Origin of the sequence: Allobosea sp. CS1GBMeth4, from assembly GCF_900185715.1 — a bacterium.
Taxonomy (GTDB): domain Bacteria; phylum Pseudomonadota; class Alphaproteobacteria; order Rhizobiales; family Beijerinckiaceae; genus Allobosea.
This window is the reverse complement of the sequence record NZ_FYAS01000043.1, coordinates 136,217-161,844: the sequence shown is the minus strand read 5'-3', so window position 1 is coordinate 161,844 and position 25,628 is coordinate 136,217. Positions and strand designations below refer to the sequence as shown.

The 25,628-nt window shown below is 70.7% G+C and carries 22 protein-coding genes; 11 read left to right on the top strand and 11 right to left on the bottom strand.

The window, feature by feature from the left end:
- Positions 1 to 5 precede the first annotated feature (5 nt).
- A complete protein-coding gene (groL, locus tag CS1GBM4_RS21735; protein ID WP_186420844.1) occupies positions 6 to 1,631 on the top strand; it encodes a chaperonin GroEL in 1,626 nt (541 codons plus the stop codon).
- 68 nt (positions 1,632 to 1,699) lie between these two features.
- Here the strand turns inward: groL and CS1GBM4_RS21730 are convergent, their stop codons facing one another.
- On the bottom strand, positions 1,700 to 2,275 hold the full coding sequence (locus CS1GBM4_RS21730) for an HPF/RaiA family ribosome-associated protein (protein ID WP_244607341.1): 576 nt from the start codon (positions 2,273 to 2,275) through the stop codon (positions 1,700 to 1,702).
- 80 nt (positions 2,276 to 2,355) lie between these two features.
- Entirely contained in the window at positions 2,356 to 3,204 is an 849-nt protein-coding gene (locus CS1GBM4_RS21725; protein ID WP_186420843.1) for a universal stress protein, read from the bottom strand.
- A gap of 275 nt (positions 3,205 to 3,479) precedes the next feature.
- On the opposite strand from CS1GBM4_RS21725, the gene CS1GBM4_RS21720 reads away from it, so the two are divergent.
- Complete coding sequence (locus CS1GBM4_RS21720) at positions 3,480 to 4,127, top strand: BON domain-containing protein (protein WP_186420842.1); 648 nt, start codon at positions 3,480 to 3,482, stop codon at positions 4,125 to 4,127.
- 61 nt (positions 4,128 to 4,188) lie between these two features.
- A complete protein-coding gene (locus tag CS1GBM4_RS21715; RefSeq protein ID WP_186420841.1) occupies positions 4,189 to 6,789 on the top strand; it encodes an HAD-IC family P-type ATPase in 2,601 nt (866 codons plus the stop codon).
- Here the strand turns inward: CS1GBM4_RS21715 and CS1GBM4_RS21710 are convergent.
- Together CS1GBM4_RS21710 and CS1GBM4_RS21705 are read right to left on the bottom strand one after the other, a co-directional pair.
- Positions 6,739 to 6,921, bottom strand: a complete 183-nt coding sequence (locus CS1GBM4_RS21710) for a hypothetical protein (protein ID WP_186420840.1) — start codon at positions 6,919 to 6,921, stop codon at positions 6,739 to 6,741. The two genes, CS1GBM4_RS21715 and CS1GBM4_RS21710, sit on opposite strands and share 51 nt — an antisense overlap.
- 173 nt (positions 6,922 to 7,094) lie before the next feature.
- On the bottom strand, positions 7,095 to 7,883 hold the full coding sequence (locus tag CS1GBM4_RS21705; RefSeq protein WP_244607340.1) for an ATP-binding cassette domain-containing protein: 789 nt from the start codon (positions 7,881 to 7,883) through the stop codon (positions 7,095 to 7,097).
- Between the two features lie 397 nt (positions 7,884 to 8,280).
- On the opposite strand from CS1GBM4_RS21705, the gene CS1GBM4_RS21700 reads away from it, so the two are divergent.
- Both CS1GBM4_RS21700 and CS1GBM4_RS21695 read left to right on the top strand, forming a co-directional pair.
- Entirely contained in the window at positions 8,281 to 8,814 is a 534-nt protein-coding gene (locus CS1GBM4_RS21700; RefSeq protein ID WP_186420839.1) for an Hsp20/alpha crystallin family protein, read from the top strand.
- Between the two features lie 181 nt (positions 8,815 to 8,995).
- A complete protein-coding gene (locus CS1GBM4_RS21695; protein ID WP_186420838.1) occupies positions 8,996 to 9,886 on the top strand; it encodes a universal stress protein in 891 nt (296 codons plus the stop codon).
- Between the two features lie 10 nt (positions 9,887 to 9,896).
- On the opposite strand, the gene CS1GBM4_RS21690 is transcribed toward CS1GBM4_RS21695, so the two are convergent.
- Entirely contained in the window at positions 9,897 to 10,223 is a 327-nt protein-coding gene (locus tag CS1GBM4_RS21690) for a cytochrome c (protein WP_186420837.1), read from the bottom strand.
- Between the two features lie 255 nt (positions 10,224 to 10,478).
- Here CS1GBM4_RS21690 and CS1GBM4_RS21685 point away from each other — a divergent pair, with 255 nt between their 5' ends.
- Genes CS1GBM4_RS21685 through CS1GBM4_RS21675 form a run of 3 tightly spaced genes read left to right on the top strand, consistent with a single transcriptional unit; the run spans position 10,479 to position 15,342 of the window.
- Positions 10,479 to 11,477 carry an HlyD family efflux transporter periplasmic adaptor subunit gene (locus tag CS1GBM4_RS21685; protein ID WP_186420836.1) on the top strand — a complete coding sequence of 333 codons (999 nt, stop codon included), beginning with the start codon at positions 10,479 to 10,481 and terminating at the stop codon, positions 11,475 to 11,477.
- Positions 11,467 to 14,208, top strand: a complete 2,742-nt coding sequence (gene rbbA / locus CS1GBM4_RS21680; RefSeq protein ID WP_186420835.1) for a ribosome-associated ATPase/putative transporter RbbA — start codon at positions 11,467 to 11,469, stop codon at positions 14,206 to 14,208. Before CS1GBM4_RS21685 ends, rbbA begins: the two co-directional genes overlap by 11 nt.
- A gap of 3 nt (positions 14,209 to 14,211) precedes the next feature.
- Complete coding sequence (locus CS1GBM4_RS21675) at positions 14,212 to 15,342, top strand: ABC transporter permease (protein WP_186420834.1); 1,131 nt, start codon at positions 14,212 to 14,214, stop codon at positions 15,340 to 15,342.
- A gap of 27 nt (positions 15,343 to 15,369) precedes the next feature.
- Here CS1GBM4_RS21675 and CS1GBM4_RS21670 read toward each other — a convergent pair whose 3' ends face one another.
- Positions 15,370 to 16,275, bottom strand: a complete 906-nt coding sequence (locus CS1GBM4_RS21670; RefSeq protein ID WP_244607339.1) for a cell wall hydrolase — start codon at positions 16,273 to 16,275, stop codon at positions 15,370 to 15,372.
- A gap of 215 nt (positions 16,276 to 16,490) precedes the next feature.
- Here CS1GBM4_RS21670 and CS1GBM4_RS21665 point away from each other — a divergent pair, with 215 nt between their 5' ends.
- Genes CS1GBM4_RS21665 through CS1GBM4_RS21655 form a run of 3 tightly spaced genes read left to right on the top strand, consistent with a single transcriptional unit; the run spans position 16,491 to position 20,060 of the window.
- A complete protein-coding gene (locus tag CS1GBM4_RS21665) occupies positions 16,491 to 17,588 on the top strand; it encodes an ABC transporter ATP-binding protein (RefSeq protein WP_186420833.1) in 1,098 nt (365 codons plus the stop codon).
- Positions 17,585 to 18,565, top strand: a complete 981-nt coding sequence (locus tag CS1GBM4_RS21660; protein WP_186420832.1) for an ABC transporter ATP-binding protein — start codon at positions 17,585 to 17,587, stop codon at positions 18,563 to 18,565. The genes CS1GBM4_RS21665 and CS1GBM4_RS21660 overlap by 4 nt, the downstream gene beginning before the upstream one ends.
- A 28-nt stretch (positions 18,566 to 18,593) precedes the next feature.
- Positions 18,594 to 20,060: an alkaline phosphatase family protein gene (locus CS1GBM4_RS21655; protein WP_186420831.1), complete on the top strand. Its 1,467-nt coding sequence runs from the start codon at positions 18,594 to 18,596 to the stop codon at positions 20,058 to 20,060.
- Positions 20,061 to 20,325: 265 nt separating this feature from the next.
- On the opposite strand, the gene CS1GBM4_RS21650 is transcribed toward CS1GBM4_RS21655, so the two are convergent.
- From CS1GBM4_RS21650 to CS1GBM4_RS21630, 5 genes are all read right to left on the bottom strand, one after another.
- Positions 20,326 to 21,888: an ABC transporter substrate-binding protein gene (locus CS1GBM4_RS21650; RefSeq protein WP_186420830.1), complete on the bottom strand. Its 1,563-nt coding sequence runs from the start codon at positions 21,886 to 21,888 to the stop codon at positions 20,326 to 20,328.
- Positions 21,889 to 21,954: 66 nt separating this feature from the next.
- A complete protein-coding gene (locus CS1GBM4_RS21645) occupies positions 21,955 to 22,725 on the bottom strand; it encodes a glycerophosphodiester phosphodiesterase family protein (RefSeq protein ID WP_186420829.1) in 771 nt (256 codons plus the stop codon).
- A gap of 3 nt (positions 22,726 to 22,728) precedes the next feature.
- Complete coding sequence (locus tag CS1GBM4_RS21640) at positions 22,729 to 23,610, bottom strand: ABC transporter permease (protein WP_186420828.1); 882 nt, start codon at positions 23,608 to 23,610, stop codon at positions 22,729 to 22,731.
- Positions 23,610 to 24,551: an ABC transporter permease gene (locus CS1GBM4_RS21635; RefSeq protein ID WP_186420827.1), complete on the bottom strand. Its 942-nt coding sequence runs from the start codon at positions 24,549 to 24,551 to the stop codon at positions 23,610 to 23,612. Before CS1GBM4_RS21635 ends, CS1GBM4_RS21640 begins: the two co-directional genes overlap by 1 nt.
- Before the next feature lie 165 nt (positions 24,552 to 24,716).
- On the bottom strand, positions 24,717 to 25,442 hold the full coding sequence (locus tag CS1GBM4_RS21630; RefSeq protein ID WP_186420826.1) for a Crp/Fnr family transcriptional regulator: 726 nt from the start codon (positions 25,440 to 25,442) through the stop codon (positions 24,717 to 24,719).
- Positions 25,443 to 25,628: the final 186 nt, after the last annotated feature.

Genomic DNA, 25,628 nt, shown 5'->3' with positions numbered 1-25,628 from the left:
ATCCGATGGCGCACAAACAGGTCCTGTTCCATTCGGCGGCACGCGAGAAGGTCCTGCGCGGCGCCGCTCTCCTCGCCGATGCCGTGCGCATCACCCTGGGCCCGCGCTCGAAATCGGTGCTGATCGAGCGCAAATGGGGCGCGCCGATCGTCTGCAATGACGGCGTCACCATCGCCAAGGAATTCGACCTGAAGGACCCCGAGGAAAATCTCGGGGCGCGCATGCTGCGCCAGGCCGCGGAACGGACCGGCGACATGGTCGGCGACGGCACCAGCACGGCGACCATCCTCGCCCATGCGATCTTCGCCGACGGCGTCCGCAACGTCGTCGCCGGCGCCAGCGCGATCGACATCAAGCGTGGTCTCGACCGTGCCGCGGAGCGCGCCGTCACGGCGCTGCGCGCCCTGTCGCGGCCGGTCAGGACGAGCCTGGAGAAGGCGCAGGTCGCGACGATCTCGGCCCATAACGATCCGCAGATCGGCAATCTGGTCGCCGACGCGATGGACAAGGTCGGCAACGAGGGCGTCGTCAGCGTCGAGGAATCCAAGACCACGGAAACGGTGGTCGAGGTCGTCGAGGGCATGCAGTTCGACCGCGGCTTCCTCTCGCCCTATTTCGTGACCAATCCGGATCGGATGGAGGCCGTCCTCGAGGACGCGCTCGTGCTGGTCTCGGATCGCAAGATCGGCTCGCTCCAGGATCTGGTGCAGCTGCTCGAGGAGGTCGCCAAGCTGGCGCGGCCGTTGCTCGTGATCGCCGACGATGTCGAGGGCGAGGCCCTCGCCACGCTGATCGTCAACCAGCTGCGCGGCGCGCTGCGCTGCTGCGCGGTCAAGGCGCCGGGCTTCGGTGACCGCCGCAAGGCGATGCTGCAGGACATCGCGCTGCTGACCGGAGCGCAGGTGATCTCCGAGGAGCTCGGCATCAAGCTCGAGCGCGTCGGCCTCGACCAGCTCGGCAGCGCCAAGCGCATCGTCGTCGACAAGGACGCCACCACCATCGTCGGCGGCCGCGGCGACCGCAAGCAGATCGACGCCCGCATCGAGCAGATCCGCCGCGAGATCGAGAAGAAGACCGCCAGCGACTACGATCGCGAGAAGCTGCAGGAGCGCCTCGCCAAGCTGGCCGGCGGCGTCGCGGTCATCCGCGTCGGCGCCCCGTCGGAATCGGAGATGAAGGCCCGCAAGGACGCGCTGGACGACGCGATCAGCGCGACCAAGGCGGCCGTCGCGGAGGGCATCGTCCCGGGAGGAGGCCTCGCGCTGCTGCGCTGCGTCCAGGCGGTCGCCGAGGAGGAGGGCAAGGTCGAGGGCGACGAGAGAACCGGCGTCCAGATCCTGAAACGGGCGCTCGAAGTGCCGGCGCGGCAGATCGCCGAGAATTCGGCCATCGACGGCGGCGTCGTCGTCGCCCGCATGCTCGAGGGCAAGGGCAGCGAGGGCTTCGATGCCGGCCGCAAGGCCTATGTCGACCTCATCGAGCAAGGCATCATCGACCCGACCAAGGTGGTGCGTGTCGCGCTCGAGAACGCCGTGTCCGTCGCCAGCGTCCTGCTGCTCACCGAAGCGACCATGACCGAGATTCCGGAGCCTCCGGGCCGGCAGCCGGCGGAGCCCCAGATGGCTCTGTGAGCGCCCGCCCGGCCTCGGCCGGGCGGTGCCGTCATGCCGGGGCCGATCGCGGACCGGCCCCGGCGGATTCAGAGCTTGAGAGCGTGCTTCTTCAGCGGTTTCACGGTGCTGGCCTGCGGACCTTTTTCACCCGCTTCCTCGACATAGACCACGCGCGCGCCGAGACCGAGGCGGGCGAAGCCGCCGTTGAGCACGCTGTTGCGGTGGAAATAGATCTGGCGGCCGTCCGCGGTCTCGATGAAGCCGAACTCGCCGGCGGGGTCGAGCTTCGCCACGGTCCCGATCGGCTGCTCCGCGTGCTGCTTCACGGCTCGCTGCAGCCGGCGGACCCGGTCCTGCAATTGCCGGCGCGCCCGCTTGAACGCGTCGTTGAGCGCGAAGTTGAGGTCGGCATAGCGCTCGTCGTCCTGACGGGTATGGCCGACATTGACCTCGCGCCCCTCCGGCAGGGCGAGGCGGATGTTGATGTCGAACAGCCCGCCCGTGCGGTGATGGCTGCCGGGGCCCTTCAGGATCACCCGCCCGGCAGTGATCCGGCCGAAGCGGCTCTCGAGCTCCTGCAGATGCCCGGCGACCATGTCCTCGACATCCGGCTTGGCCGCCATGCCCTGGAAATCGATCTGGACCTGCGTTTGCATGGTCATGTCTCCCTCGCTGGTACGGACGCGATGGTCGGAGGAAGCCGGGCCAGCGTCGTTGACCTGGCTCAAGGAGCAGGTCTGCCTCAGTGGGACATCAGGCAGCAGACCGGCGCCATCTCCAGCAGATCCGCCGTCATGCCGCCGAGCATCCATTCGCGCATCCGGCTATGGCCGTAGGCGCCGGTGACGAGCAGGTCGGCCTTCCGTCTGCGCACGCATTCGAGCAGTTCCTGCGCCGCGTAATTGGCGATGCTGGGCCGGATTTCGAGTTCGGCGTCGACGCCGTGCCGGGCGAGATAGAAGCGGACGTCGTCGGCGCCCTGCTCGGCCGCTCCCTCGCCCATGGACGCTATGGCCACCGCCTTTGCCTGCTTCAGGAAGGGCAGCGCATCGCGGACGGCGCGGCGCGCCTCGCGCGTGTCGCGCCAGGCGATCACGATGCTCTCGGCCGCGAGCTCGGCGACGTCGGGCGGCGTCACGAGCAGCGGCCGGCCGAGCTCCATGACGATGTCCGCCGGGGCCAGGGCCATCCTGCCTTGCGGCGTGTCGAGGGATGCCTGGCGCGCGACCACGACGAGGTCGGCCGCGCGGGCATTGCCGAGGATGAAGGGCAGGGGCGTCGCGACGGCGCTGCGCCAGACGATGTCGTCGCGATGTCCTGCGACGCGCCGGAAGATCGCCTCGGCCCTCGCGAGATCCTCGGTGGCGGCCTTCGTCGCCTCCTCGACGAGCATCGCGTCGACGGTGACGGTGCCGTCTCCGATGAACAGGACCGCGAGTTCCTGGGCGGCGATGCCGATCAATCTGCTGCCGAAGCGCTCCGCCAGCGACACCGCGAGCCTCGCCCGGTCGGCCGCGCCGGCGCCGAGATTGATCGGCACCATGATGCTGGCGAAGCCGGAATCCTGTGACGGGGCCGCTGTCCGTTCCATGACGATCTCCATCTGCACGGTTTCGAGGCCGGAGTTTCGGCCCGCGATGCGGCAGTGCATTGATCTGTCACAAGCGGCGGGCGGCACCGGCGCCCGGCAGAGCCGCGAGAGCCGGCCCCTCCGGAGCCTTGATGCACGTCAACGCGACCGCCCGGGCCGCAGGGCATGTTTCGGGCGTCGTTCGCCGCGGCGGGGCGCGCATCGGCCGGCCGCGGGGCGGTCCGCAAGGGCGCAGACAGCGGGCGAGCGCGAACCAACCGGGCGAGGAGGCGGATATGACTGATCTGGCGCTTCGAGAAAACGTGCTCGGCGAGCTCGAATTCGAGCCCAGCCTGAACGCGGCCCATATCGGCGTCGCGGTGGAAAAGGGCGTCGTGACGCTCTCCGGCCATGTCGGCAGCTATGCCGAAAAGCTCGCCGCCGAGCGCGTGGTCCAGCGGGTCAAGGGCGTACGGGCCATCGCCCAGGAGATCGAGGTGCGGCTGCCGTCCGACAAGAAGACGAATGACGACGAGATCGCGCAGCGAGCCCTGAGCGTGATCAGCTGGGACACGACGATCCCGGACGACAGGCTCAGGATCAAGGTCCAGGACGGCTGGATCACGCTCGCCGGCGAGGTCGAGTGGTATTTCCAGCGGCAGGCGGCCGAAGCCGCCGTCCGCAAGCTCTCGGGCGTCGCCGGCGTCATCGACCTGATCGTGGTCAGGCCGCGGGTCGAGGCGACCGACGTCAAGCACCGCATCGAGAATGCCCTGCTGCGGAACGCGGAGCTCGAAGCCGGGCAGATCCGCGTCGAGGTGTCCGGCGGCCGCGTCAAGCTCGAGGGCAAGGTCAAGGCCTGGCACGAGCGGGATGTCGCCAAGCGGGCCGCCTGGGCGGTTCCGGGCGTCACCGCCGTCGAGGATCATCTGGCGATCGCATAACCTCTGCGCGCCGGGCGAGGCCCGAACTTTCTGCCGGCAATGCCCGCGAACACGGTCTGAGATGGCGAAGACGGACGCAAACCCGGTACCCTGGCACTGCCTGAGCTGCGCCGAGGCGCTGGTCAGGACAGGCTCGTCCGCCGCGGGGCTGGGCCAGGCGGAAGCCGCGAGCCGCCTCGCGCGGCTCGGGCCGAACCGCCTGCCCGAGCCGCGCGGCAAGACGATCGCCGGCGTCTTCCTCGCGCAGTTCCGCAGCCCGTTCATCTATCTGCTTCTGGCGGCGGGAGGCGTCTCGCTCGGCCTCGGTCACGTCGCCGACGCCGCCTTCATCTTCGCTGTCCTCGTCATCAACGCCGTAATCGGCACCGTCCAGGAATGGCAGGCCGAGACGCGCGCCCGCGCCCTCAAGGCGCTGATCGCCGGCACCGCCGCGGTCTGGCGCGAGGGAACGCTGATCCGGGTTCCGACCGAGCAGCTGGTGCCGGGCGACATGGTCCAGGTCGCGAGCGGCGAGAGGATCGCCGCCGATCTGCGTCTGGTCGAGGCGCAGGGGCTGGCCGTCGACGAGAGCCTGCTGACCGGGGAATCCCTCGCCGCCGGCAAGTCCGCGACGGCGGTCCTGCCGCGCGAGACGCCGCTCGGCGACCGGGCGACCATGCTGCATGCCGGAACCACGGTCGCGACGGGCCGCGGCCTCGCCGTCGTCGTCGGCACGGCGCGCGACACGCAGGTCGGGCAGCTCGCGGCGGCGCTGGAGCGGCCCGAGCCGGCCCCGCCGCTGGTTCGGCGGATGGCGCGCTTCACCCACCATGTCGCCATCGCGATGGTCGGCATGATCGCGCTGGTCGCGCTGCTCGAGATGCTGCGCGGCGCGCCGGCGGCAGACATCCTCGTGCTCGCCATCGCGCTCGCCGTCTCCGCGATTCCCGAAGGCCTGCCGATCGCCATGACGGTGGCTCTCTCGATCGCCGCCCAGCGCATGGGGCGGCGCCATGTCGTGGTCCGCGGCCTCGCCGCGGTCGAGGGGCTCGGCGCCTGCACGCTGATCGCGACCGACAAGACCGGCACGCTGACGCTCAACCAGCTGACCGTGGCGCGGCTCTGGCTGCCCGGCCATGGCGAGGTCGCCCCGGACGCTCCCGTCGCCCGCGATCTGCTGGCGGCGGCAGCGCGCGCCAGCGAGACGCCGTCCGGCGGCACGGACGGCCCGTCCGGCGATGCGGTCGATCTCGCCTTGCTTCGCGCCGCGGCCGCCCAGGGCGTCGGCGACGACGGCAGCCTGCCGACGCACCGTCACCCCTACGAGCCGGAGCGGCGCTACGCGGCGACGTTCTACCATGACGGCGAGAGCCTCGTCGCCCATGCCAAGGGCGCGCCGGAGACAATCGCGGCGTTCTGCGCGGGCGACGACGACGAGGCCCTCGCCGCGGCCCGGCGGCTTTCCGCCGCTGGCTACCGCGTCATCGCGGTCGCGGCCGGCCGCACCAACCTGCTGGCTGCCGGCGAATTCGGAGGGCTGCGCTTCCTCGGCCTGGCGGCGCTCGCCGATCCGCTCCGTCCCGAGGCGAAGGAGGCGGTGGCCCGCGCGCAGCGCGCCGGCCTGGAGGTCGTCCTGATCACCGGAGACCATCCGCTGACCGCCCTCGCGATCGCGCGCGAGCTCGGTCTCGCCGAGCACCAGGACGAGGTCGTCACCGGCGCCGAGCTCGCCGCCAGCGAAGGCACCGCCTTCGACATGCTGGTCGCCGGGGCGCGCGTCTTCGCCCGCACCGAGCCGATGCAGAAGCTCGCCATCGTCGAGAGCCTGCGCCGGCGGGGTCATGTCGTGGCGGTGACCGGCGACGGCATCAACGACGCGGCGGCCCTGCGCGCCGCCGATATCGGCGTTGCGATGGGCCGGAACGGCACCGATGTCGCCCGCGACGCCGCCGACCTGATCCTGACCGACGACAATTTCGCCTCGATCGTCGCCGGGATCGAGGCCGGCCGGGTCGCCTATGCCAATCTGCGCAAGGTGATCGTGCTCACCCTGTCGACGGGGGCGGCCGAGATCCTGCTCATGCTGCTCGCCACGCTCTTCGGCCTGCCGCCGCCGCTGACGGCGATGCAGCTGCTCTGGCTGAACCTGATCACCAACGGCATCCAGGACGTCGCGCTCGCCTTCGAGGGCGGGGATCCCGACGTGCTGAAGCGGCCGCCCCGGCCGGCCGACGAACCGATCTTCGACCGCCGCATGATCGAGCAGGTGCTGCTCGGCGGCGCCGTCATCGGATTGACCGCCTTCGGCTATTATTATTACGCGCTCGGCATCGGCATGCCGCATCTCGCGGCGCAGGGCGCGGTGCTCTGGCTCCTGGTCTGGTGCGAGAACGCCCATTGCTTCAATTGCCGCTCGGAGGAGCGTTCGGCCTTCGCCGTCCCGCTGGCCTCCAATCCGTTCCTGATCGCAGCGGTGCTCGGCACGCAGGCGCTCCAAGTAACCCTGCTCTGGCTGCCGCCGCTGCGCGACCTGCTCTCGCTGGGGTCGCTCACCGTGGCCGACGGCATGGCCCTGGCCGCGGCCGGCCTGCTCGTGCTGGCGGCGATGGAGCTCTACAAGCTGGCGCGGGCGTCACTCGCGATGCCGCGGCGTCCGGGGCCCTTCGGAGGCGCGCCCGCCTGAGCGGCCATACTCGCGCCCGGCGCGGCCGGCATGGCCGTCCCTGGCCAGGACGATCTGTCTCACCAGGCTGAGGAAGCCCCTGACGTGCATCCAGATCGAGATGCGCGGCTCGCTGTCGAGATCATCGGCCATGTGAGCGGGCTGATCGTCGTTCCGGCGGGATGGCCGGAGCTTCGCGAGGAGGCTGGAAAGAGCTGTCCGGAGCATGGCGGCCACGTCGACGGTCGGGGTTGAGATCGGCAGGTTGAGGCAGTGCGCGATCCTGTCCTTGATGCCGATCAACCCGCACGGGCCGCAGGGCGGCGTCAGCCCCTCTCGTCCGCGAAGATGGTGCGGCCGCGCTCGCCGGCGAAATAGGCCTGCAGCCAGGCGTCGTCATGCGCCAGCAGGTGGTTGAGCGTCCCGACCGCGATGACCTTGCCGCGTGCGATCGCGGCGATCCGGTCGCAGGTGGCATGCAGGCTGCTGAGGTCATGGGTGATCATCATCACCGTCAGGTTCAGGCTCGCCCGGAGCGTCAGCAGCAGCTGGTCGAACGCATCCGCCGCGATCGGGTCGAGGCCGGAGGTCGGCTCGTCGAGGAACAGGATTTCGGGGTCGAGCGCGAGAGCCCGCGCCAGGGCGGCGCGCTTGATCATGCCGCCCGAGAGCTGCCAGGGAAACTTGTCTGCCGTGTCCCTCGGCAGCCCGACCAGCTCGATCTTCAGCATTGCCATCTCGCTCATCAGCCCGGGCGAGATCTGCAGGCTTTCCCGCATCGGGAACATGATGTTGTCGGCGACGGTCAGGGACGAGAACAGCGCGCCGTGCTGGAACATCACGCCGAAGCGCTGCTCGATGGCGCGGCGCTCCTCGATCGGCAGCGCGTCCACGTCCTTGCCGAAGATCTCGATGGTGCCGCCGCGCTTCGGCAGCAGCCCCAGGATCGTGCGGGCGAGGACCGATTTTCCCGATCCGGACGCGCCGATCACGCCGAGGATCTCGCCGCGCTCGATCTCGAGATCCAGCCGGTCCAGGATGGTCTTGTCGTCGAACCCGACCTCGAGCCCGCGGACCCTGACGACGATCTCGCGCGTGTCGGATGTGGTCGCCACGTCGGCCAGTCTCCATCATGGCTTCGCGCCGATGCCCTGCGCGACTCCGCGCTCGGCCGGCCTTGGATACCGAGCCGCGGCAAGTCTGCCCCCGGCGCCGGCGGCCGCAATTGACCGGGATCAAGAAACCGGCGCGATCGCGGTCGTGGCGCCGCAGCGGCCGGCCCATATGGTGAAACGAACTCTTTTCCGCTCTTTGAGGTGCGTCAAAGTCGCCCCGGCGCTGTCGCGCTCATATCGGGTGCCCGTCGCAGACGGTGAGCAGAGCCGCGGAGCCCGACCGACCGCCGAGGGCGGTTGCGGCAGGCGGTTCTGCAGCGAACCGACCGAGATGGTCGGCGCGGCCGGCTGAGGATTGCGACGGTATCACTCGAGCGGACCTTGGAAGGAGAGCGTCATGGCCGAAGCCGAAACCAGACTGCCGATCAAGACTGAAAAATCCGCTGCGCCTGTCCCGACTGGCTGGACGCCGTTCGAGAGCCTGAGGCGGGAGGTCGACCGCCTGTTCGACGACTTCCATCCCTTCGGCTGGCACCTGCCGACGCCGCGCTCGCTCTTCAACGCCGCGCCGTCCGCGCTGTCCCGCGCCGGCTGGCCGGTCGCGCCGGCGATCGACCTGGCCGAGAAGGAGACCGAATACGAGATCACCGCCGAGCTTCCGGGCCTCGAGCAGAAGGACGTCGAGGTCAGGCTCTCGAACCATACCCTGACGATCACGGGCGAGAAGAAGGAGGAGAAGGAGGAGAAGCGGAAGGACTATTATCTGTCGGAGCGGCGATACGGCTCCTTCCACCGCTCCTTCCAGCTGCCGGACGGCGTCGATGCCGAGAAGATCGACGCCACCTTCGCCAAGGGCGTTCTGACCATCAAGCTGCCCAAGACCGCGGAAGCCCAGAAGGCCGAGAAGTCGATCGCGATCAAGGCGGCCTGAGGCAGCATCGCCGCGGTCGGGCGGTCGCCGGGGCGGGGGCCGTGCCGGAGTCGTGGTCGAGACCCGACTCCGGCACATCCACGTCATGCCCCCGGCGCCCGGACGGCTTGACCAGAATCAATGCGCCGGCGGTTCGTTCGCCGTCCGATCGCCGAAGATCAGCGCCTGTGCGGAGACCGACATGAACGACATCTCACAATCGCCGGATAGCGTCGCCGCCGCGCAGCGCGCACTCGGCACCGCCTATCGCGACATCGCGGTCCATCTCGACGGCTCGCCGGAGGACGAGGCCCGCCTGGCCCAGGCCGAAGCGCTGGCCGCCCGCTTTCCCGCCCGGATCACCGGGATCTTCACCAATCTGCTGCCCGACCCCGCGCTCTTCGCCGGCGATTTCGGCATGACCGCGATCGGACAGCTGACGGATGCCATGATCGAGGAGGGCAACGCCGTCGAGGCGCGCCTGCGGCAGCGCCTGGCCCGTCTCGGAGCCGTCCATGAGCTGCGCCGCCTCGACGCCTTCCCGGGCTTCATGGAGCAGGCCGTCGCCACCGAGGCGCGCTGGAACGACCTCTTCGTCGCGACCTGCCCGCGCGACGGCGACCCTGCGCGCTGGCGTGCGATGATCGAGGGCGTGATGTTCGAGGGCGGACGCGGGCTCTACCTGCTGCCGCCGGCGGCCGAGCTGCGCTCGGCGATCCGGACCGTTCTGGTCGGATGGGTCGATGCCCGCCAGAGCGCGCGTGCGGTCGCGGAGGCGATGCCCCTGATCCTGCAGGCGTCGCAGATCCATGTCGTGACGGTTCGCGAGGAGGCGCATGGGCGGATGGGCGGCGCCGAAATCCTCGCCGACATCACCGCGCATCTCGCGCGCTACGGCGTCAAGGCGACGGCCAATGTCCTGAACACCGACACCACCGCGGCCGACGCCCTTCTGGCGGAAGCGGACAAGGTCTCGGCGGACCTGATCGTGGCCGGCGCCTACGGCCATTCCCGCTTCAGGGAATGGGTGCTGGGCGGCGCCACCGAGGACCTGCTGATGGCCGCTCCCGTGCCGCTGCTGCTCGCCCATTGACGAGCCGCCGTCACGGCGATCTGAGGCTCAGGATGTAGGCGATGATGTCGTCGAGCTCCGCGCGGGAGAACTGGTAGCGCGGCATCTCGCCATGCGGGGTCTGCAGGAAGACCCGCAGCGACATCTCGGTCTGCCGGGGCATCGCCGCGACCGCGCCGAAATCGGGCGGGACGCGGCTGGGATCGCGATCGCGGCCGGAGATGCGGTGGCAGGAGGCGCACCAGGTCGAGGCCAGCTGGCGCCCGGCCGCCACGTCGCCGATCTCCTGCGCGGAACTCGGAGCGGCGCCGGCCAGCGCGCAGAGAGCGAACAGGGCGCCCCGGAACGGCATGCTCATCTCGTCCTCCCTTCGATCGCGCCGACGCCGCCGGCGCGCCTCTCGACCGTCGCCTCGCCGGAAAGCCCAGCATAACCGATCCCGGCGGCTTCGTCGTGGGGCGGCTCGGCCGATGCCGAGCGCCGGGACGGGCGGATCGCCGCGCGGATTGAGTGAGATCAACGACCGGCGCGCCGGACGCGCCATGCTCGGCCGCGGCGTCGCCGGCCCGCAGCCGAGCGCGGCGCCGGCCATCTCGAAGAGCACCGCCGCCCGATGCGCATATCTCCGATCCTGCTGGCGCTGGCTGCCGTCGCCGCCCTCGGCGGCTATGTCTTCGTGACCCGGCAAGGGTCGTCGGATCTGCCGGCCGGCCTCGCCCAGGCCAATGGCCGCATCGAGGTCGAGCGCGTCGACGTCGCCACCAAGCTCCCCGGCCGCATCGCCGACATCCTGGTTCGCGAGGGCGATTTCGTCGGCAAGGGCGCGATCATCGCCCGCATGGACGTCTCGGATCTCCTGGCGCAGCTGGCCGTCGCCCGTGCCGGCCTGCGCCGGGCGGAGGAAGGTGTCGGCAAGGCCAGGGCCGATCTCGGCAGCAGGGAGGCGGAGCTGCGGCTCCACGAGGTCGAGCTGCAGCGGGCGCTCGATCTCGGCCGCCACATCATGACCCAGGCCGAGGCGGACAAGCGCCTCGCCCAGCGCGACGTCGCCAAGGCCCTGCTGGTCGGCGCCAGGGCCGGGGTCGCCGACGCCGAGGCGGCCCGCGACGCGGCGCAGGCCCAGGTCCATCTCGTCCAGGTCAGCATCGACGACATGACGCTGTCGGCGCCGGTCGCCGGCCGCGTCGAGTATCGCCTCGCCCAGCCGGGAGAGGTGATCGCGGCCGGCGGGCGCGTGGCGACGATGCTGGACGTCTCGGACGTCTTCATGACGATCTTCCTGCCCACCTCCGAGGTCGGCCGGGTCGCGCTCGGATCGGACGCCCGGATCGTGCTGGACGCCGCGCCGCAATATGTCGTCCCGGCCAGCGTGTCCTTCGTCGCGGGCGAGGCGCAGTTCACGCCGAAATATGTCGAGACCAGGAACGAGCGCGAAAAGCTGATGTACCGGGTCAAGCTGAAGATCGACCCGAAGCTGCTCGACGCCTATCGCGACTACGTCAAGGCCGGGCTGACCGGGACGGCGACCGTCAAGATCGCCGCGGACGCGGCCTTCCCCGACAGGCTGCGCCCGAACCTGCCGCTGCCGCCGAGGACGGGCGATGTCCGGTGAGCCGCGGGAGCCGGCGGATGCCGTCCGCCTTGCCGGCGTGCGGCATCTCTATGCCGGCGCCGCCGCGCTCGACGACGTCTCCTTGCGCTTTCCGGCCGGCTCCGACACCGCGATCATCGGTCCGGACGGCGTCGGCAAGTCGACATTGCTCGGCCTGATCGCCGGGGCGCGGATCATCCAGCAGGGCCGCATCGAGGTTCTCGGCGGAGACATGGCGAGCTCCGCTCATCGCAGCCTCGTCGCGCCGAGGATCGCGTTCATGCCGCAAGGCCTCGGCAAGAACCTGTATCCGACGCTGTCGGTCGCCGAGAATGTCGACTTCTTCGCCTCCCTCTACGCCACTCCGAAGGCGGATCGCAGGGAACGCCGCGACCAGCTTCTGAAGGCGACGGGTCTCGACCCCTTTCCGGACCGGCCCGCCGGCAAGCTGTCAGGCGGCATGCGGCAGAAGCTCTCGCTCTGCTGTGCGCTCGTCCACGACCCCGAGCTGCTGATCCTGGACGAGCCGACGACCGGCATCGATCCGCTGTCGCGCCGCCAGTTCTGGCAGCTGATCGACGAGATCCGGGCCCTGCAGCCGCAGATGACGCTCGTCGTCGCGACCGCCTATATGGAGGAGGCCGAGCGTTTCGGCCGCCTCGTCGCCATCGACGCCGGGCGCATCCTGGCCGCGGGAACCCGGCAGGAGGTGCTGGCGCGGAGCGGCGAGAGCAGCGTCGAGGCGGCTTTCATCCGGCTCCTGCACCCGCAGGCGGATGCGGCCTCCCTTGCGCCGGCCCTGCCTGCCCGGACCGCCTTCGCCGGACCTCCCGCCATCGTCGCCGAGGGGCTGACGCGCCGTTTCGGCGATTTCGTCGCGGTCGACCATGTCAGCTTCCGGATCGAGCGCGGCGAGATCTTCGGCTTCCTCGGCTCGAACGGCTGCGGCAAGACCACCACCATGAAGATGCTGACCGGCCTGCTGCCGAGCTCGGAGGGCAGGGCCGAGCTGCTGGGCAGGGCCGTGGACGCGACCGATCTCGGCACGCGCCGGCGCGTCGGCTACATGTCGCAATCCTTCTCGCTCTATGGCGAGCTCACCGTTCTGGGCAACCTGCTGCTGCATGCCAGGCTCTACCGTCTCGACGGTGCGGAGCGCGACAGGCGCATCGCCGAGACCCTGAAGCGCTTCGATCTCGAGGCGCTCGCGGAGGCCTATCCCGCCGGCCTGCCTCTCGGCGTGCGCCAGCGGCTCCAGCTCGCCGCCGCCTGCCTGCACGGGCCCGAGGTTCTCATCCTCGACGAGCCGACCTCGGGGGTCGACCCGGAGGCGCGCGACCGCTTCTGGCATCATCTCGGCGAATTGTCCCGGCGCGACGGCGTCACCGTCTTCATCTCCACCCATTTCATGAACGAGGCGGAGCGCTGCGACCGCATTTCCTTCATGCACGCCGGCAAGGTCCTCGCCGTCGGCGCTCCGGACGAGCTGTGCGAGGCCCAGGGCACGCAGACGCTGGAGGGCGCGTTCATCGCCTGTCTGGAGCAGAGCGGCGAACAGGCCGCCCCGAAGGAGAGGACGGCCGCGCGCCTGGCCGCGCACCGCCCGGCCGGGCGCAGGAGCCCCGCCGGCGCCTGGCTCAGCTGGGTCGCCGCCTTCGCCATGCGCGAGGCGCGCGAGGTGCTGCGCGACCCGATCCGCCTGAGCTTCGCGATCCTGGCGCCGCTCATCCTGATGGTCACCTTCGCGCGCGGCATCTCCTTCGATATCGAGGCTCTGCCCTTTTCCGTCTATGACCGCGACCGTTCGGCCCAGAGCCTGTCGCTGACGATGCACCTCGCGGGCTCGCGCTATTTCTCCGAACGTCCGCCGATTGTGGCCGATGTCGACGTCGACCGGCGCCTCCAGTCCGGAGAGGCGGCGCTCGTCGTCGAGATCCCGCCGGGCTTCGGCCGCGACCTGCTCCGCGGGCACCGGCCGACGATCGGCCTCTGGCTCGACGGCGCCAATCCGTCCCGCGCCAACACGGCGCGCGGCTATGCCGAAGGCATCACGCAATCCTTCATCGCCTCGCTCGGACGGGAGGAGGCGGCGCAGCCTGCCCAGGCGCGCTTCGGCCTCGAGCCGCGCTTCGTCTACAATCAGGATTTCCGCAGCGTCTACGCCATGACGCCGGGCGTGATCATGTTCCTGCTCATGATGATCCTGGCGATGATGACCGCGCTCGGCGTGGTCCGCGAGCGCGAGATCGGCTCGATCGTCAATCTCGCCGTGTCGCCGGCGACGACCGGCGCCTTCCTGGTCGGCAAGTTCCTGCCCTATGTCGTCATCGGCGTCGTCACCCTGGCGCTGATGATCGCCCTGGCGGTCTTCGGCCTCGGCCTCACGGTCAAGGGCTCCCTCGCCGCGCTCGCGCTCGGCGGCACGCTCTATGTCGTCACTGCCGCGACCTTCGGCATCCTGGTTTCGAGCGTCGTGCGCTCCCAGGTCGCCGCCATCTTCGCCTGCGCGCTGCTGACCCTGATGCCGGCCCTGAACTTCTCCGGCTTCCTCCAGCCGATCTCGAACCTGTCGCCGGCGGCGCAACTGATCGGGCTCGGCTTCCCCTCGTCCTGGTTCCAGCAGATCAGCATGGGCGTCTTCGCCAAGGGCCTGCCGTTCGACAGCTTCCTGCAGGCCTTCTGGGCGCTGGCGCTCTTCCCTGTGGTCTACCTGCTGCTCGCCCGCGCGCTGCTCGACAAGCAGGAGCCCTGAGCGATGAGGCGCTGGGTTGCCAACGTACTGCATCTCGGGGTCAAGGAGCTGGCCAGCGTCTGGCGCGACCGCGGCATGATGATCTTCATCATCTGGGCCTTCACCGGGGCGATCTATCTCGTCGCCTCCGGCGCCAACACGGAGATGCGCAACGCCTCGGTCGGCTTCGTCGACGGCGACGGCTCGCAATTGTCGAGCCGGATCCGCGATGCGCTCCGTCCGCCCAGCTTCGCGCCGCCCGTGTCACTGGACCGCGCCGAGATCGACCGCGCGATGGACACCGCGCGGTTCACCTTCGTCGTCGACGTGCCGCCGCGCTTCGAGCAGGACCTGCTGGCCGGGCGCAGCCCGACCCTCCAGCTGCTCGTCGACGCGACCGCGATGACCCAGGCCGGCATCGGGACCGGCTATGTCGGCGAGATCGTCAACGACGAGATCGAGCGCTTTCTGGAGCTGCGCGGCCTGCCGGCGACCGCGCCGGTTTCCTTCACCGTCCGCGCCTTCTTCAACCCGAACCTCGAGGACAAGCGCCATATGGCGGTGATGGAGATCGTCAACAATGTCTGCATGCTCTCCATCATCCTCGTCGGCGCCGCCGTGGTCCGCGAGCGCGAGCACGGAACGATCGAACATCTGCTGGTGATGCCGGTCGGTGCCGGCGAGATCGTCTTCGCCAAGATCTGGGCGAACGGGCTGCTGGTGCTGGTCGCCGTGCTCCTCTCGCTCGTGCTCGTGGCGCAGGGGGCCCTCGGCATCGCGATCAACGGCTCGATCCCGCTCTACATGCTGGGCGCCGTCGTCTTCCTCTTCGCGGTGATGGCGCTCGGCGTCATGCTGGCGACGCTCACCCCCTCGATGCCGCAATTCGCGCTTCTCGCCTTCCCGACGGTGATCGTCATGGAGGTCCTGTCCGGCGGCATGACTCCGATCGAGAGCATGCCCGCCTATCTCCAGGCGGTGATGAGCGCGGTGCCCTCGACCCACTACGTCAAGTTCTCGCTCGGCGTGCTCTTCCGCGACGCGCCCCTGTCGCTGGTCTGGCCGCAGATCGTCTGGATGGCGGGGCTCGGCGCCGTCTATGTCGCCATTGCCCTCGGCCGCTTCCGGGTCATGCTCGCAAGCGTGAGCGGCTGACGCTTCCGCGCTCGCGCGGCTTGCCGGTCAGTCCAGCGGCAGGCTGCCGCGAAGATTGCGCGAGCCGGGCATCAGCGCAGCGAGCCGGGCCTCGCTCCTCGGCGGCGCGATCAGCGCCCGGGCGATCGTCTTCGGCATGCCGAGGTCGAACGGCCGGCTGGGCGGCAGCGGCGCATTGCCGACGAGCTGCGTGGCCGGGCCAGCCGGCGCCGCGGCCGCCGGCGCGGGCGTGGCCGGTGCGAAAGCCAGCGGAGCGCTCGCGAAGGAGGTCGGCACGGAGGAGGAGGTGGTGGCGACCGGCGCCGGCGTGGAGACCGCCGCCAGCTGATAGCTCGGCTCCTCGATGCGCCGCCGCTCGGGCCGCTCGCCCTTGACGTAGAAGGCATTCCCGCCCGCCACCGTCACATAGTGCATGTTGGCGTAGGAAAAGCGCATGCCGGCCATGTGGAAGTGCTTGGCCGCCCCGACGGCGTCGTTGCGGCGGCCGTTGAGGATGGCGTCCGCGGCGGCCTCGACCTTCGGCAGGTCGCGCGCCGCCATGGGGCGCGTCAGCACGCCGGCGGCGAACTGGCGCGGCGCGCCGACGACGCCGCAGATCGTCTCGGGATAGCGCGGCGATTCGACCCGGTTCATCACCACCGTGCCGACGCCGAGCAGGCCGGCCTCGCTCGACCGGTTCGATTCGAAATACATCGCGCGGACGAGGCACTCCTTCTCGCGCGGGTCCGCCTTCGCCAGCGCGATGGCGCGCTTGCGGGCGGCATGGGGCTCCTTCGCCGCGGGGGCGGCGGTCGCGGCGGTCTCGACGGACGACATGCTGCAGGCGCCCAGCGCCGGCGCGGCCAGCGCCACCAGGAGCGGGATCGCCTTGCGGCCGTTACGGCTCGAACCGGTGGAACGAACGGCATTCGCGGCGATCACGGCCCGCTTCATGCGACGACCTCCTGGATTTCGGGATCAGGGCTGCCTTGGTCGGCGGCCCATCGTCACCGGAAAGGAACCCGAACCTCTTACCAGAAAGTTAATTTGGAACGGAAGAGGCAAGGACGATCGCGGCTGCGGGCTCCGCCCGACGGCGCGCGCTCCCCGGCGAGACATCGCGCACGGCGTCACAAGACGGTCATGGGCCGGGCGGTATGCCTGCCGCCATGCCGCCATCATCACCACCGAACGGGCAGGATTGGCTCGCAGCGGCCGGCCCTGCGCTCGCCGACGCCGCAGCCGCGCCGGCACTGCTCCGCCTGCAGGATTTCACCGTCTCCGTCCGGGGCGAGGTGCCGATCGTCCGCGGCGTCGGCCTGTCGGTCGCCCGCGGGGAGGCGCTCGGCATCGTCGGCGAATCGGGCTGCGGCAAGAGCATCACCTGGCTCGCGGCGCTGCGCCTGCTCGGGCAGGGCATGACGACGGCCGGGCAGGTGCTGCTCGACGGGCGGGATGTCGCGCAGCTGTCCGAGCGCGAGCTCGCGCGGGTCCGCGGCGGCCGCATCGCGCTGATCTTCCAGGACCCCTCCAGCGCCCTGAACCCGGTGCAGCGCATTGGCACGCAGCTGGCGGAGGTGCTGCGCCTGCATCGCGGACTGACGGGCGACGCCGCCCGCCGGGAGGCCTTGCGGCTGCTCGACCGGGTCGGCATCCCCGACGGCCCGCGGCGCCTGCGGCAATATCCGCACGAATTCTCCGGCGGCATGAACCAGCGCGTCATGATCGCGCTGGCGCTGGCGGGCGAGCCCGATCTGCTCGTCGCCGACGAGCCGACGACCGCCCTCGACGCCACCATCCAGGCCCAGATCCTCGACCTGATCCGCGACATCCGCCGCGAGGCCGGCATGGCGCTCGTCCTGATCTCGCACGATATCGGCGTCGTCGGCGACCTCTGCGACCGGGTCGCGGTGATGTATGCCGGGCGCATCGTCGAGACGGCGCCGACGCGCGATCTGCTCACGCGCCCGCGCCATCCCTATACCCAGGGCCTGCTCGCGGCCCTGCCGACGCTCGAAGGGCCGCGCCGGCGCCTGCAGCCGATCGCCGGGACCGTGCCGGCCCCCGCCGCGATTCCGCCGGGCTGCGCCTTCGCGCCGCGCTGCCCGGTCGCGGTGGCGCGCTGCGGCGGCGAAGTGCCGGAGCTCGTCTTCGCCGGACAGGACCGGCGCGCCGCCTGCCTGCGGCTCGGCGAGCTGCCGTCGCGGCATGCGGACGACGCCGCCCCGGCCGCGGCGCCGTCAGGACGTGAGCAGGTGCCGGCATGACGCCGCTCCTCGATGTCGGCGACCTCGCCCGCGAATATCCGGTCTCGGCGGCGGGAGGGAGACGCATCCTGCATGCCGTCGACGGCGTCAGCTTCTCGCTCGGGCGCGGCCGGACGCTCGGCATCGTCGGGGAATCCGGCTGCGGCAAGTCGACCACCGCCAAGCTCACGCTCGGCCTCCTGTCGGCGACGCGCGGTGAGATCAGCTTCGACGGCGAGCCGGTGACCGCGCAGCGCGACCGGCGCTGGCGCGCCATGCGCCGGCGCATGCAGATGGTGCATCAGGACCCGCTCGCCGCGCTCGACCGCCGCCTGCCCGTCGGCCGGCAGGTGGTCGAGCCGCTGCTCATCCACCGCCTGGTGGACAGCGCCGGGGCGGGGCGGGACAAGGCGCTCGCCCTGTTCGAGGCGGTGGGGCTCGCGCCCGGTCTCTTCGAGCGCTACCCACACGAGCTCTCCGGCGGGCAGCGCCAGCGCGTCGTGCTCGCCCGCGCTCTGGTGCTCGACCCGCTGCTGCTCGTCTGCGACGAGCCGATCTCGGCGCTCGACGTCTCGGTCGCGGCGCAGGTCGTCAACCTGATGCAGGATCTCCAGGCCCGCTTCGGCATGGCCTATCTCTTCATCAGCCACGACCTCAAGGTGGTCAGGCAGATCGCGGACGAGGTCGCGGTGATGTATCTCGGCCGCATCGTCGAGCAGGGGCCGCCGGATGCGCTCTTCCACGCGCCGGCCCACCCCTACACGGAGGCGCTGGTCTCGGCCGTGCCGACGCCGTTGCGCGGCACGCAGGGGCGGATCATCCTGAAGGGCGACCCGCCGAATCCGGTCGACCGGCCGTCCGGCTGCGCCTTCCATCCGCGCTGCCCGCGCGCCTTGGCCCGGTGCCGCGAGGAGGTGCCGGCCCTGCGGCCCGCCCCGGACGGCCGCCTCGCCGCCTGCCATCTCGTCGCCGCCGCGCCGGCGGCGGCCGCCGCCTGACCGATTGCCTGCCGATATCGGAGACACAATGAGCACCCCGGACCAGCCGACCGCCGACCGCGTCGTCATCGCCGTCTTCGACGGCCTGCGGCCCGATCTCGTCACCGCCGAGCTGACGCCGAACATCCTGCGCCTCGCCGGGCAGGGCACCTGGTTCCGCCAGGCCCGCAGCGTCTTCCCCTCGGTGACGCGCGTGGCGACGAGCTCGATCGCGGCGGGCGCGCCGCCGATCGTGCACGGCATCGTCGGCAATGCCTTCTATCATCGCGCCGCCATCGCCGACCGCATGTTCGATACCAGCGACGCGGCGCTGATCCGCCGCGCCGAGGCCCATCATGACGGGCGCCTGCTCGCCGCCGACACCTTCGGCGACGTGCTCGCGCGCGCCGGAAAGCGGCTCGCCGTCGTCCATACCGGCTCGGCCGGCTCGGCGCATTTCATCAACCCGCGCGCCCGCGCCAACGGGCACTGGACCTTCTCCATGCACGGCACCGGCGCGACGCAGACGCCCGAGGCGGTCGAGGCGGCGGTCGCGCGTCTCGGCCCGCTGCCGGAGCGCGAACTGCCCCGGCTTCAGGAACTCGCCTATGGCGGGCGCGTGATGACCGAGCTCGTCCTGCCCGAGCTCCGGCCGGAGGTCGCGCTGATCTGGTTCAACGAGCCGGACACCACCTTCCACTACCGCGGCCTGGGGTCTCCCGACGCCATGGCCGGCCTGCGCGAGGCGGACAGGGCCTTCGGCGCCATTCTCGACTGGGTCGAGGCGCAGCCGGAGGCCGAGCGCATCGCGGTGATCGTGGCGTCCGACCACGGCCAGATCTCGACGGGTTCGGTCGAGCCGCTGTTCGAGACGGCGCGCAATGCGGGGTTCGACCTCAGCGCCGCGAAGGCCATCGACGGCGCGACCCTCGTCGCCACCGGCGGCATGAGCGGCGAGATCCGCCTGCGCGAGGGCGACCGCGCCGAGATCGGGCGCATCGCCGACTGGCTGATGCGGCAGCCCGCCATCGGCCATGTCTTCTCGCCCGACCGCAACGGCGTCGAGGGCGAGGTGCCGGGCACGCTCTCGCTCGCGCTGATGGGCGCCGGCCATGCCGAGCGCCAGCCCGAGCTGATGTTCGTGCTGAAATCCAGCCTCGACCAGGACGAATACGGGCTGCCCGGGCTCGGCGCGATGACGCCCGGCGACGTGCCGCTCGGCGGCGGCATGCATGGCGGCATCAATCCGCACGAGCTGAACACCGTCCTGATCCTCGGCGGCAGCGGCGACGGCGCCGTCTCGCAGGAGCCGGCCGGCATCATCGACATCGGCCCGACCGTGCTCGGCCTGCTCGGGCTCGCTCCGGCGGCCGGCATGGTCGGCCGCAACCTCGCCGCGCCGGCGCGGGAGGAGGCGCGCCTCGCGCGCCATTCGGCCGGGGCGGGCGCCTTCGCCCAGCATGTCGACATCGTCGAGCAGGACGGCCGCCGCTTCATCCTCGGCGGCGGGCAGTAGATCACGCTGCATTTGGACGGAATCGTCCAGGTGCAGATAGCGCGCGAGCCGTCATTGCGAGGAGCGCAGCGACGAAGCAATCCAGGGACGGCAGCGCTCCACGTCTCCCTGGATTGCTTCGCTGCGCTCGCAATGACGCTTCGGCCCGGTCGAAAAAGCGCCCTAGATGTGAGCTCTCAACAGGTTGTCCATCCGGTCCTGAGCGAGGAACGACGAAGGGCGGCCATATCGGCCGCCCTTCTCGTTTCGGAGGCTGCGCCCGCTCTCAGGCCTTGGCGAAGCTGAGATTATCCGGGCGCAGATCCATGAAATAGAAAGTCGTCGGCCGCCAGCCGATCGACTTCTTGATCGCATAGGCCTCGCTCGGCTGGTACAGGATCGTCGCCGGCGCCTCGTCCTCCCAGATGTCGAGCATCTGCGTGAACAGCGCCTTGCGCCTGGCGGGGTCGACCTCGGCTTCCAGCGCCGTGCCGGCCTTGTTGAAGGCCTCGGTCGAGGTCCAGAATTTCGAGACCTGGACCTCGCCGGCCGGGCCCCAGGCCACCCAGATCGCGCCGAGCGGGTCGGGCAGGCGGGTGGAGTTCGACCAGTTGAAGATCTGCGCGCCGGCCCCACGCATCTGCGCCGAGTTCTCGACCACCTGCAGCGAGGCGTTGATGCCGACGGCCTTCCACTGCTCGATCAGGATCTGCGCCGCCTCCACCGCATTGGTGTAGTAGTTGGCCTGGGTGCGGTAGACGATCGGCTCGCCCTTGTAGCCGGCCTGCTGGAGCAGGGTCCTGGCCTTGGCCGGGTCGAAGGAGAGCTTGCGGCCCTCGACGAACATCTGGCCGTATTCGGGGAAGTTGTGGCTCGCGGGCACCTGCGCCGTGCCCTGCCAGAGCGAGTCGACCAGCTTCTGCCGGTCGATCGCGTAGCACAGCGCCTGGCGCACGCGCTTGTCGGCGAGGACCTTGTCCTGCTGGTTGAAGGCGAGGACATGGACATTGGCGAGCACGACGGAGCGCACGTCGATGTCCTTGTAGCCGCCGACGACGCTCATCTGGTCGGGCGGGACATTGGTGATCAGGTCGTAATCGCCCGCGACCAGCCCGGCGACCCGCGCCGCCAGCTCCGGCACGCGTCGGAAGGCGACGCGCTTGGCCGTCGGCCGGCCCATGAAATAGTCGTCGAAGGCTTCCAGCACCGTCGCCTCGGCGGCGGAATGCGAGACGACGCGATAGGGTCCGGTCGCCACCGGCTTGCGCGAATAGGCCTCGAAGCCCATCGCCTCATAGGCGCGCTTGTTGACGATCCAGGCGCACCAGGAGGCGAGCCGCTGCTCCAGCAGCACGTCGGCGACCCTGGTGCGGAAGCGCACGGTATAGCGGTCGATCGGCTCGACGCTGGCGAGGATGCCGAAATACGGCTTGCCGCCGGGGATCTGCGCCTTGTCGCCCCAGAGACGGCCGTCGCGGAAGGTGTAGGCGACGTCCTCCGAGGTCAGCTCGTCGCCATTGTGGAACTTGACGCCCTGCCGCAGCGTGACGATCAGCTCCTGCGGCGAGACGCGCTCCCATTTCGTCGCCAGATGCGGCTTCAGCTCCGAGCCGCCGCCATCGGCGGCGCCGAGGAAGTCGCGCCGGATCAGCGTGTCGAAGATCGAATAGGTGACGCGCGTGCCGACATTGGAGAGCTCGCGCGCCGGCTCCAGCGTCGCCGGCAGGTCGGCGACCGCGATGGTGAAACTCGGGCGCGTGTCGCCGGCAGCCAGAACCTGCGGAGCCATGAGCAGGGCGGAGCCGGCTGAGGCGCCCTCGAGGAAGCGGCGGCGGGAGATCGTGATCATGGCATATCTCGCATCGGTGTCGGCGGCGGGCCCGGTCGACCTGCCGCGCGCTCCGGCTGCCATGCCTCAGCTTGACGACAGGGCCGTGACGGAACGGGCCGCGAGCAGCTGCCGGGGATCGTCGAGCATCACCGCGTCGGGCGCGAGCGCGAGGACGCGGCCGATTCCCTCCGCATCGATCCGCCCGACCGGGAAGGGCGGATACCCGGCCGCGGCCGCCTCGCGCGGCTGCCCGACCATGACGACGCTGCGCAGGCCGAGGGCGCGCGCCGCCGCGATGCGCGCGGCCGTGGCCTCGCCCTGCCAGAAGCGGAACCAGTCCGCGCCGAGACCCCGCGCGCGCTCGCAGGAATCCGGCTCCGGCACCAAAGCGAGGATCGCGATCTCCTGCGACAGGGCGCGCGCCGCCGCGATCAGGTCGAGCATGCGCAAGCCGAGCAGCACGCGCTGCATGGCGCCGGCGGCTGCGACGGTCGCGAGGATGCGGGGCAGAACGGCGGGGTCGGCGAGCTTGAGGTCGAGCAGCAGGCCGATCGGCGCGGAGGCGGCGATGGCCTCCTCCAGCGTCAGCAGGGCGGGCAGGGCGGCGCGCAGCCGGGCGAGCTCCGTCTCGGCGACGAGGTGTGGATCGCCGGCGAGGCGCCGCAGGTCGGGGTCGTGCAGGCAGACCAATGCGTCGTCGGCGCTGAGCCGCAGATCGGTCTCGACCATCTCGGCGCCGGCGGCCCTTGCCCGCGCGAACGCCTCGGCGCTGTTCTCGGGGCCGAGCAAGGCGCCGCCGCGATGGGCGATGGCGAGCGGGCGGGGGGCGGCAATCCCGCGCAGGACGAAGCTCATGGTTCAGTGCCGCTCGCTGGTCGGGTCGAAACGGTCGCGCAGCCAGTCGCCGAACAGGCTCATCGACAGCGTCGTCAGGAAGATGGCGAGCCCCGGGAAGACTGCGATCCACCAGGCGTTCAGCAGGTAGCGCCGGCCCTCGCCGAGCATCAGCCCGAGCGAGGTCCCGGGCGGCTGCACGCCGAGGCCGAGGAAGGAGAGCGAGGTCTCGAGCAGGATCGTGCCGGGGAAATTGAGCGTCGCCTGCACCACCAGCGCCGCGGCGATGTTGGGCAGCAGATGGCGCAGGATCACGCGCGGGGCGCCCGCGCCGAGGGCTTCGACGGCGTTGATGTAGTCGCTCTCCTGCTCGGAGACGACGAGCCCGCGCGCCAGCCGGGTATAGCGGTCCCAGCCGTCGACGCTGACGAGAATGATGAAGAGGACGATGTTGTTGCCGAAGAAGGCGAGCATCGTCAGGGCGAGGAACAGCGCCGGGATCGCTGCCTGCGCATCGACCGCCATCATGATCGCCTGGTCGACCACGCCGCGCAGGCGTGCCGCCGCGAAGCCGAGCGCCGTGCCGACGACAGCGCCGATCAGCGTCCCCATCACGGCGATCAGGATCGAGCTGCGAATGGCGAAGACCATGCGGCTGAGGATGTCGCGGCCGAGCTGGTCGGTGCCGAGCCAGTGCATGGTGCCGCCCGCCTCCGTCAGCGGCGGCTTCAGCCGCGCGGCGAGGTTCTGCGCGGTGTAGGGCAGCGGCGCCAGCCAGTCGGCGAGCAGCGCCACGAGCACGATGACGAGCAGGAAGCCGGCCGAGAGCTTCACCACCGGCGACATCGCGCAGGTGCGGGGGCGGGCCGCCGGGGCCGTGACGGAGGGCAGGTCGACGGTCGTCATCAGGCCGGCCTGCCGGCGGCGCGGGAGAAGCCGCCGAGCCGCGGATCGATCAGGATGTGGACGATGTCGACGAGGAGGTTGGCTCCGACCATGATGATCGTCACCGTGACGATGACGGCCTGGACGACCGCGAGGTCCCGCGTCGAGACCGAATCGACCAGCAGCCGCCCGACGCCGGGCCAGGCGAAGATGGTCTCGACCACGGCGCTGCCGGCGAGGATGTGGCCGATCTCGATGCCGATGAACATCAGCAGCGGCACGGCCGCATTGGGAAGGGCGTGCCGCACGATCACCGCGAGCGGCATGACGCCCCGCCCGCGCGCCGCCCTGATATAGGGCTTGCCCAGCACCTCCAGCGTCGCGGTGCGGGCGAAGCGCGCCAGGCGCCCGGCGAGCGGCAGGCCGAGCGTCACGGTGGGCAGGATGAGGTGCCGGAGGCTGTCGGAGCCGGCCGAGGGCAGGATGCGCAGCTTCAGCGCGAACAGCAGGATCAGCAGGATGCCGAGGAAGAACACCGGGATCGCATAGCCGAGGACCGCGACGGCCATGGCGAGCCGGTCGGCGGCGCGGTTGTGGCGCAGGGCGGCGAGGACGCCGAGGGGGAGGCCGATGGCGAGCGCGAGCAGCAAGGCCGAGGAGCCGAGCAGGACGGTGTTCGGCAGGGCCTCCGTGACGGCGGCGAAGGCGGGCCGGTCGTCGGCGAAGGAGAGGCCGAAATCGCCGCGGACCGCGCTGGCGAGATAGAGCAGATATTGTTCGGCCAGCGGCCGGTCGAGCCCCCACAGCTCGCGGTAATGCGCCCGCACGTCCGGCGGCGTCTCGATCGAGAGCATGATGTCGGCCGGATCGCCCGCGAGGCGCAGCGCGACGAACACGGCGGTCACGCAGGCCAGGACGGTCAGCAGGGCGCGCAGGAGCCGGAGGGAGAGGAAGCGGAGCATCGTTGCCGTGGTGAGTTCGATGCGGTGCTTCTGCAAACCGCTTCACGACAGGCTGATGACAGGCGCGCGCTTGAGACGAACGTGGCCCGGCCGTCCGCGCATGGCCGGTACCGGCGCACGGCTGCCGGAGGCGGCTCGGCGCCGGGCGGGTCGCGTCGATCTGACCTAGCGCGGGCGATGCATCAGGTTCAGATAGGTCGGGTCGAAGCCGGCCAGCCGCGCGAGGCCGTCGAAATCCTGGATCTCGATCCGGCTTCCCCGCCAGGTCAGCAGCCTGCGCGCCCGCAGGGCCCGCAGCGTGCGGTTCACATGCACGGGCGACACCCCCATCACATCCGCGAGCACCGCCTGCGACAGGGGCAGTTGCATCGCGCGGTCCGCCGCGAGGCCGACGGCCCGCAGCCGCAGATAGAGCTCGCAGACCAGATGGGCCATTTGCTCCAGCGCGTCGCGCCGGCCCATGCTCACCGCCCAATGGCGCTGAATGGCGGCGTCGATGGCGGCGGTCATCCAGAGCAGCCGGGTCAGATGCGGGCTTTCCTCTGTCAGCCTGCGCAGGGCGGCGTGCTGGATCTGCACCGTGCGGCAGTCGGTCAGGGCGACCACGCCGTGGTCGATGCGCTTGAGCAGGAAGACGTCGAGGTCGAGGAAGTCGCCCGGCACATGCAGCGCCGTCAATTGCCGGCTGCCGCTCTGGAGCACGACCTCGCGACCGGCGATGCCTTCCAGCAGCAGGCCGGCTTCCTGCGGTTCGGAATGCGGGCCGATGATCGACTGGCCCTTGCGGAACGTCCGCTCGTAGCGGGAGAGTTCGGAGAGCGCGGTCCGTTCGGCTTCGGTCAGGACGTCGCGCTGTGACAAGGCGCGAAGCAGCAATTCGACTGCGGGCATGGTTCAGGCGGTATCCGATCGGGCTTGAACCGGGGCCGTCCCCTGGTGTTTGGGCAGGCAGTGTAGACGGTTTCGGTGGTCCAGTCAGCCTCGCCGCCGCAGCGGAGAGCGCGTCCGGGACGACCGAGCCGAGGCGCGCGTCTTTGCAGCATGTCAAAGAATGCTGCGCGCGCGCCGGCTATGACG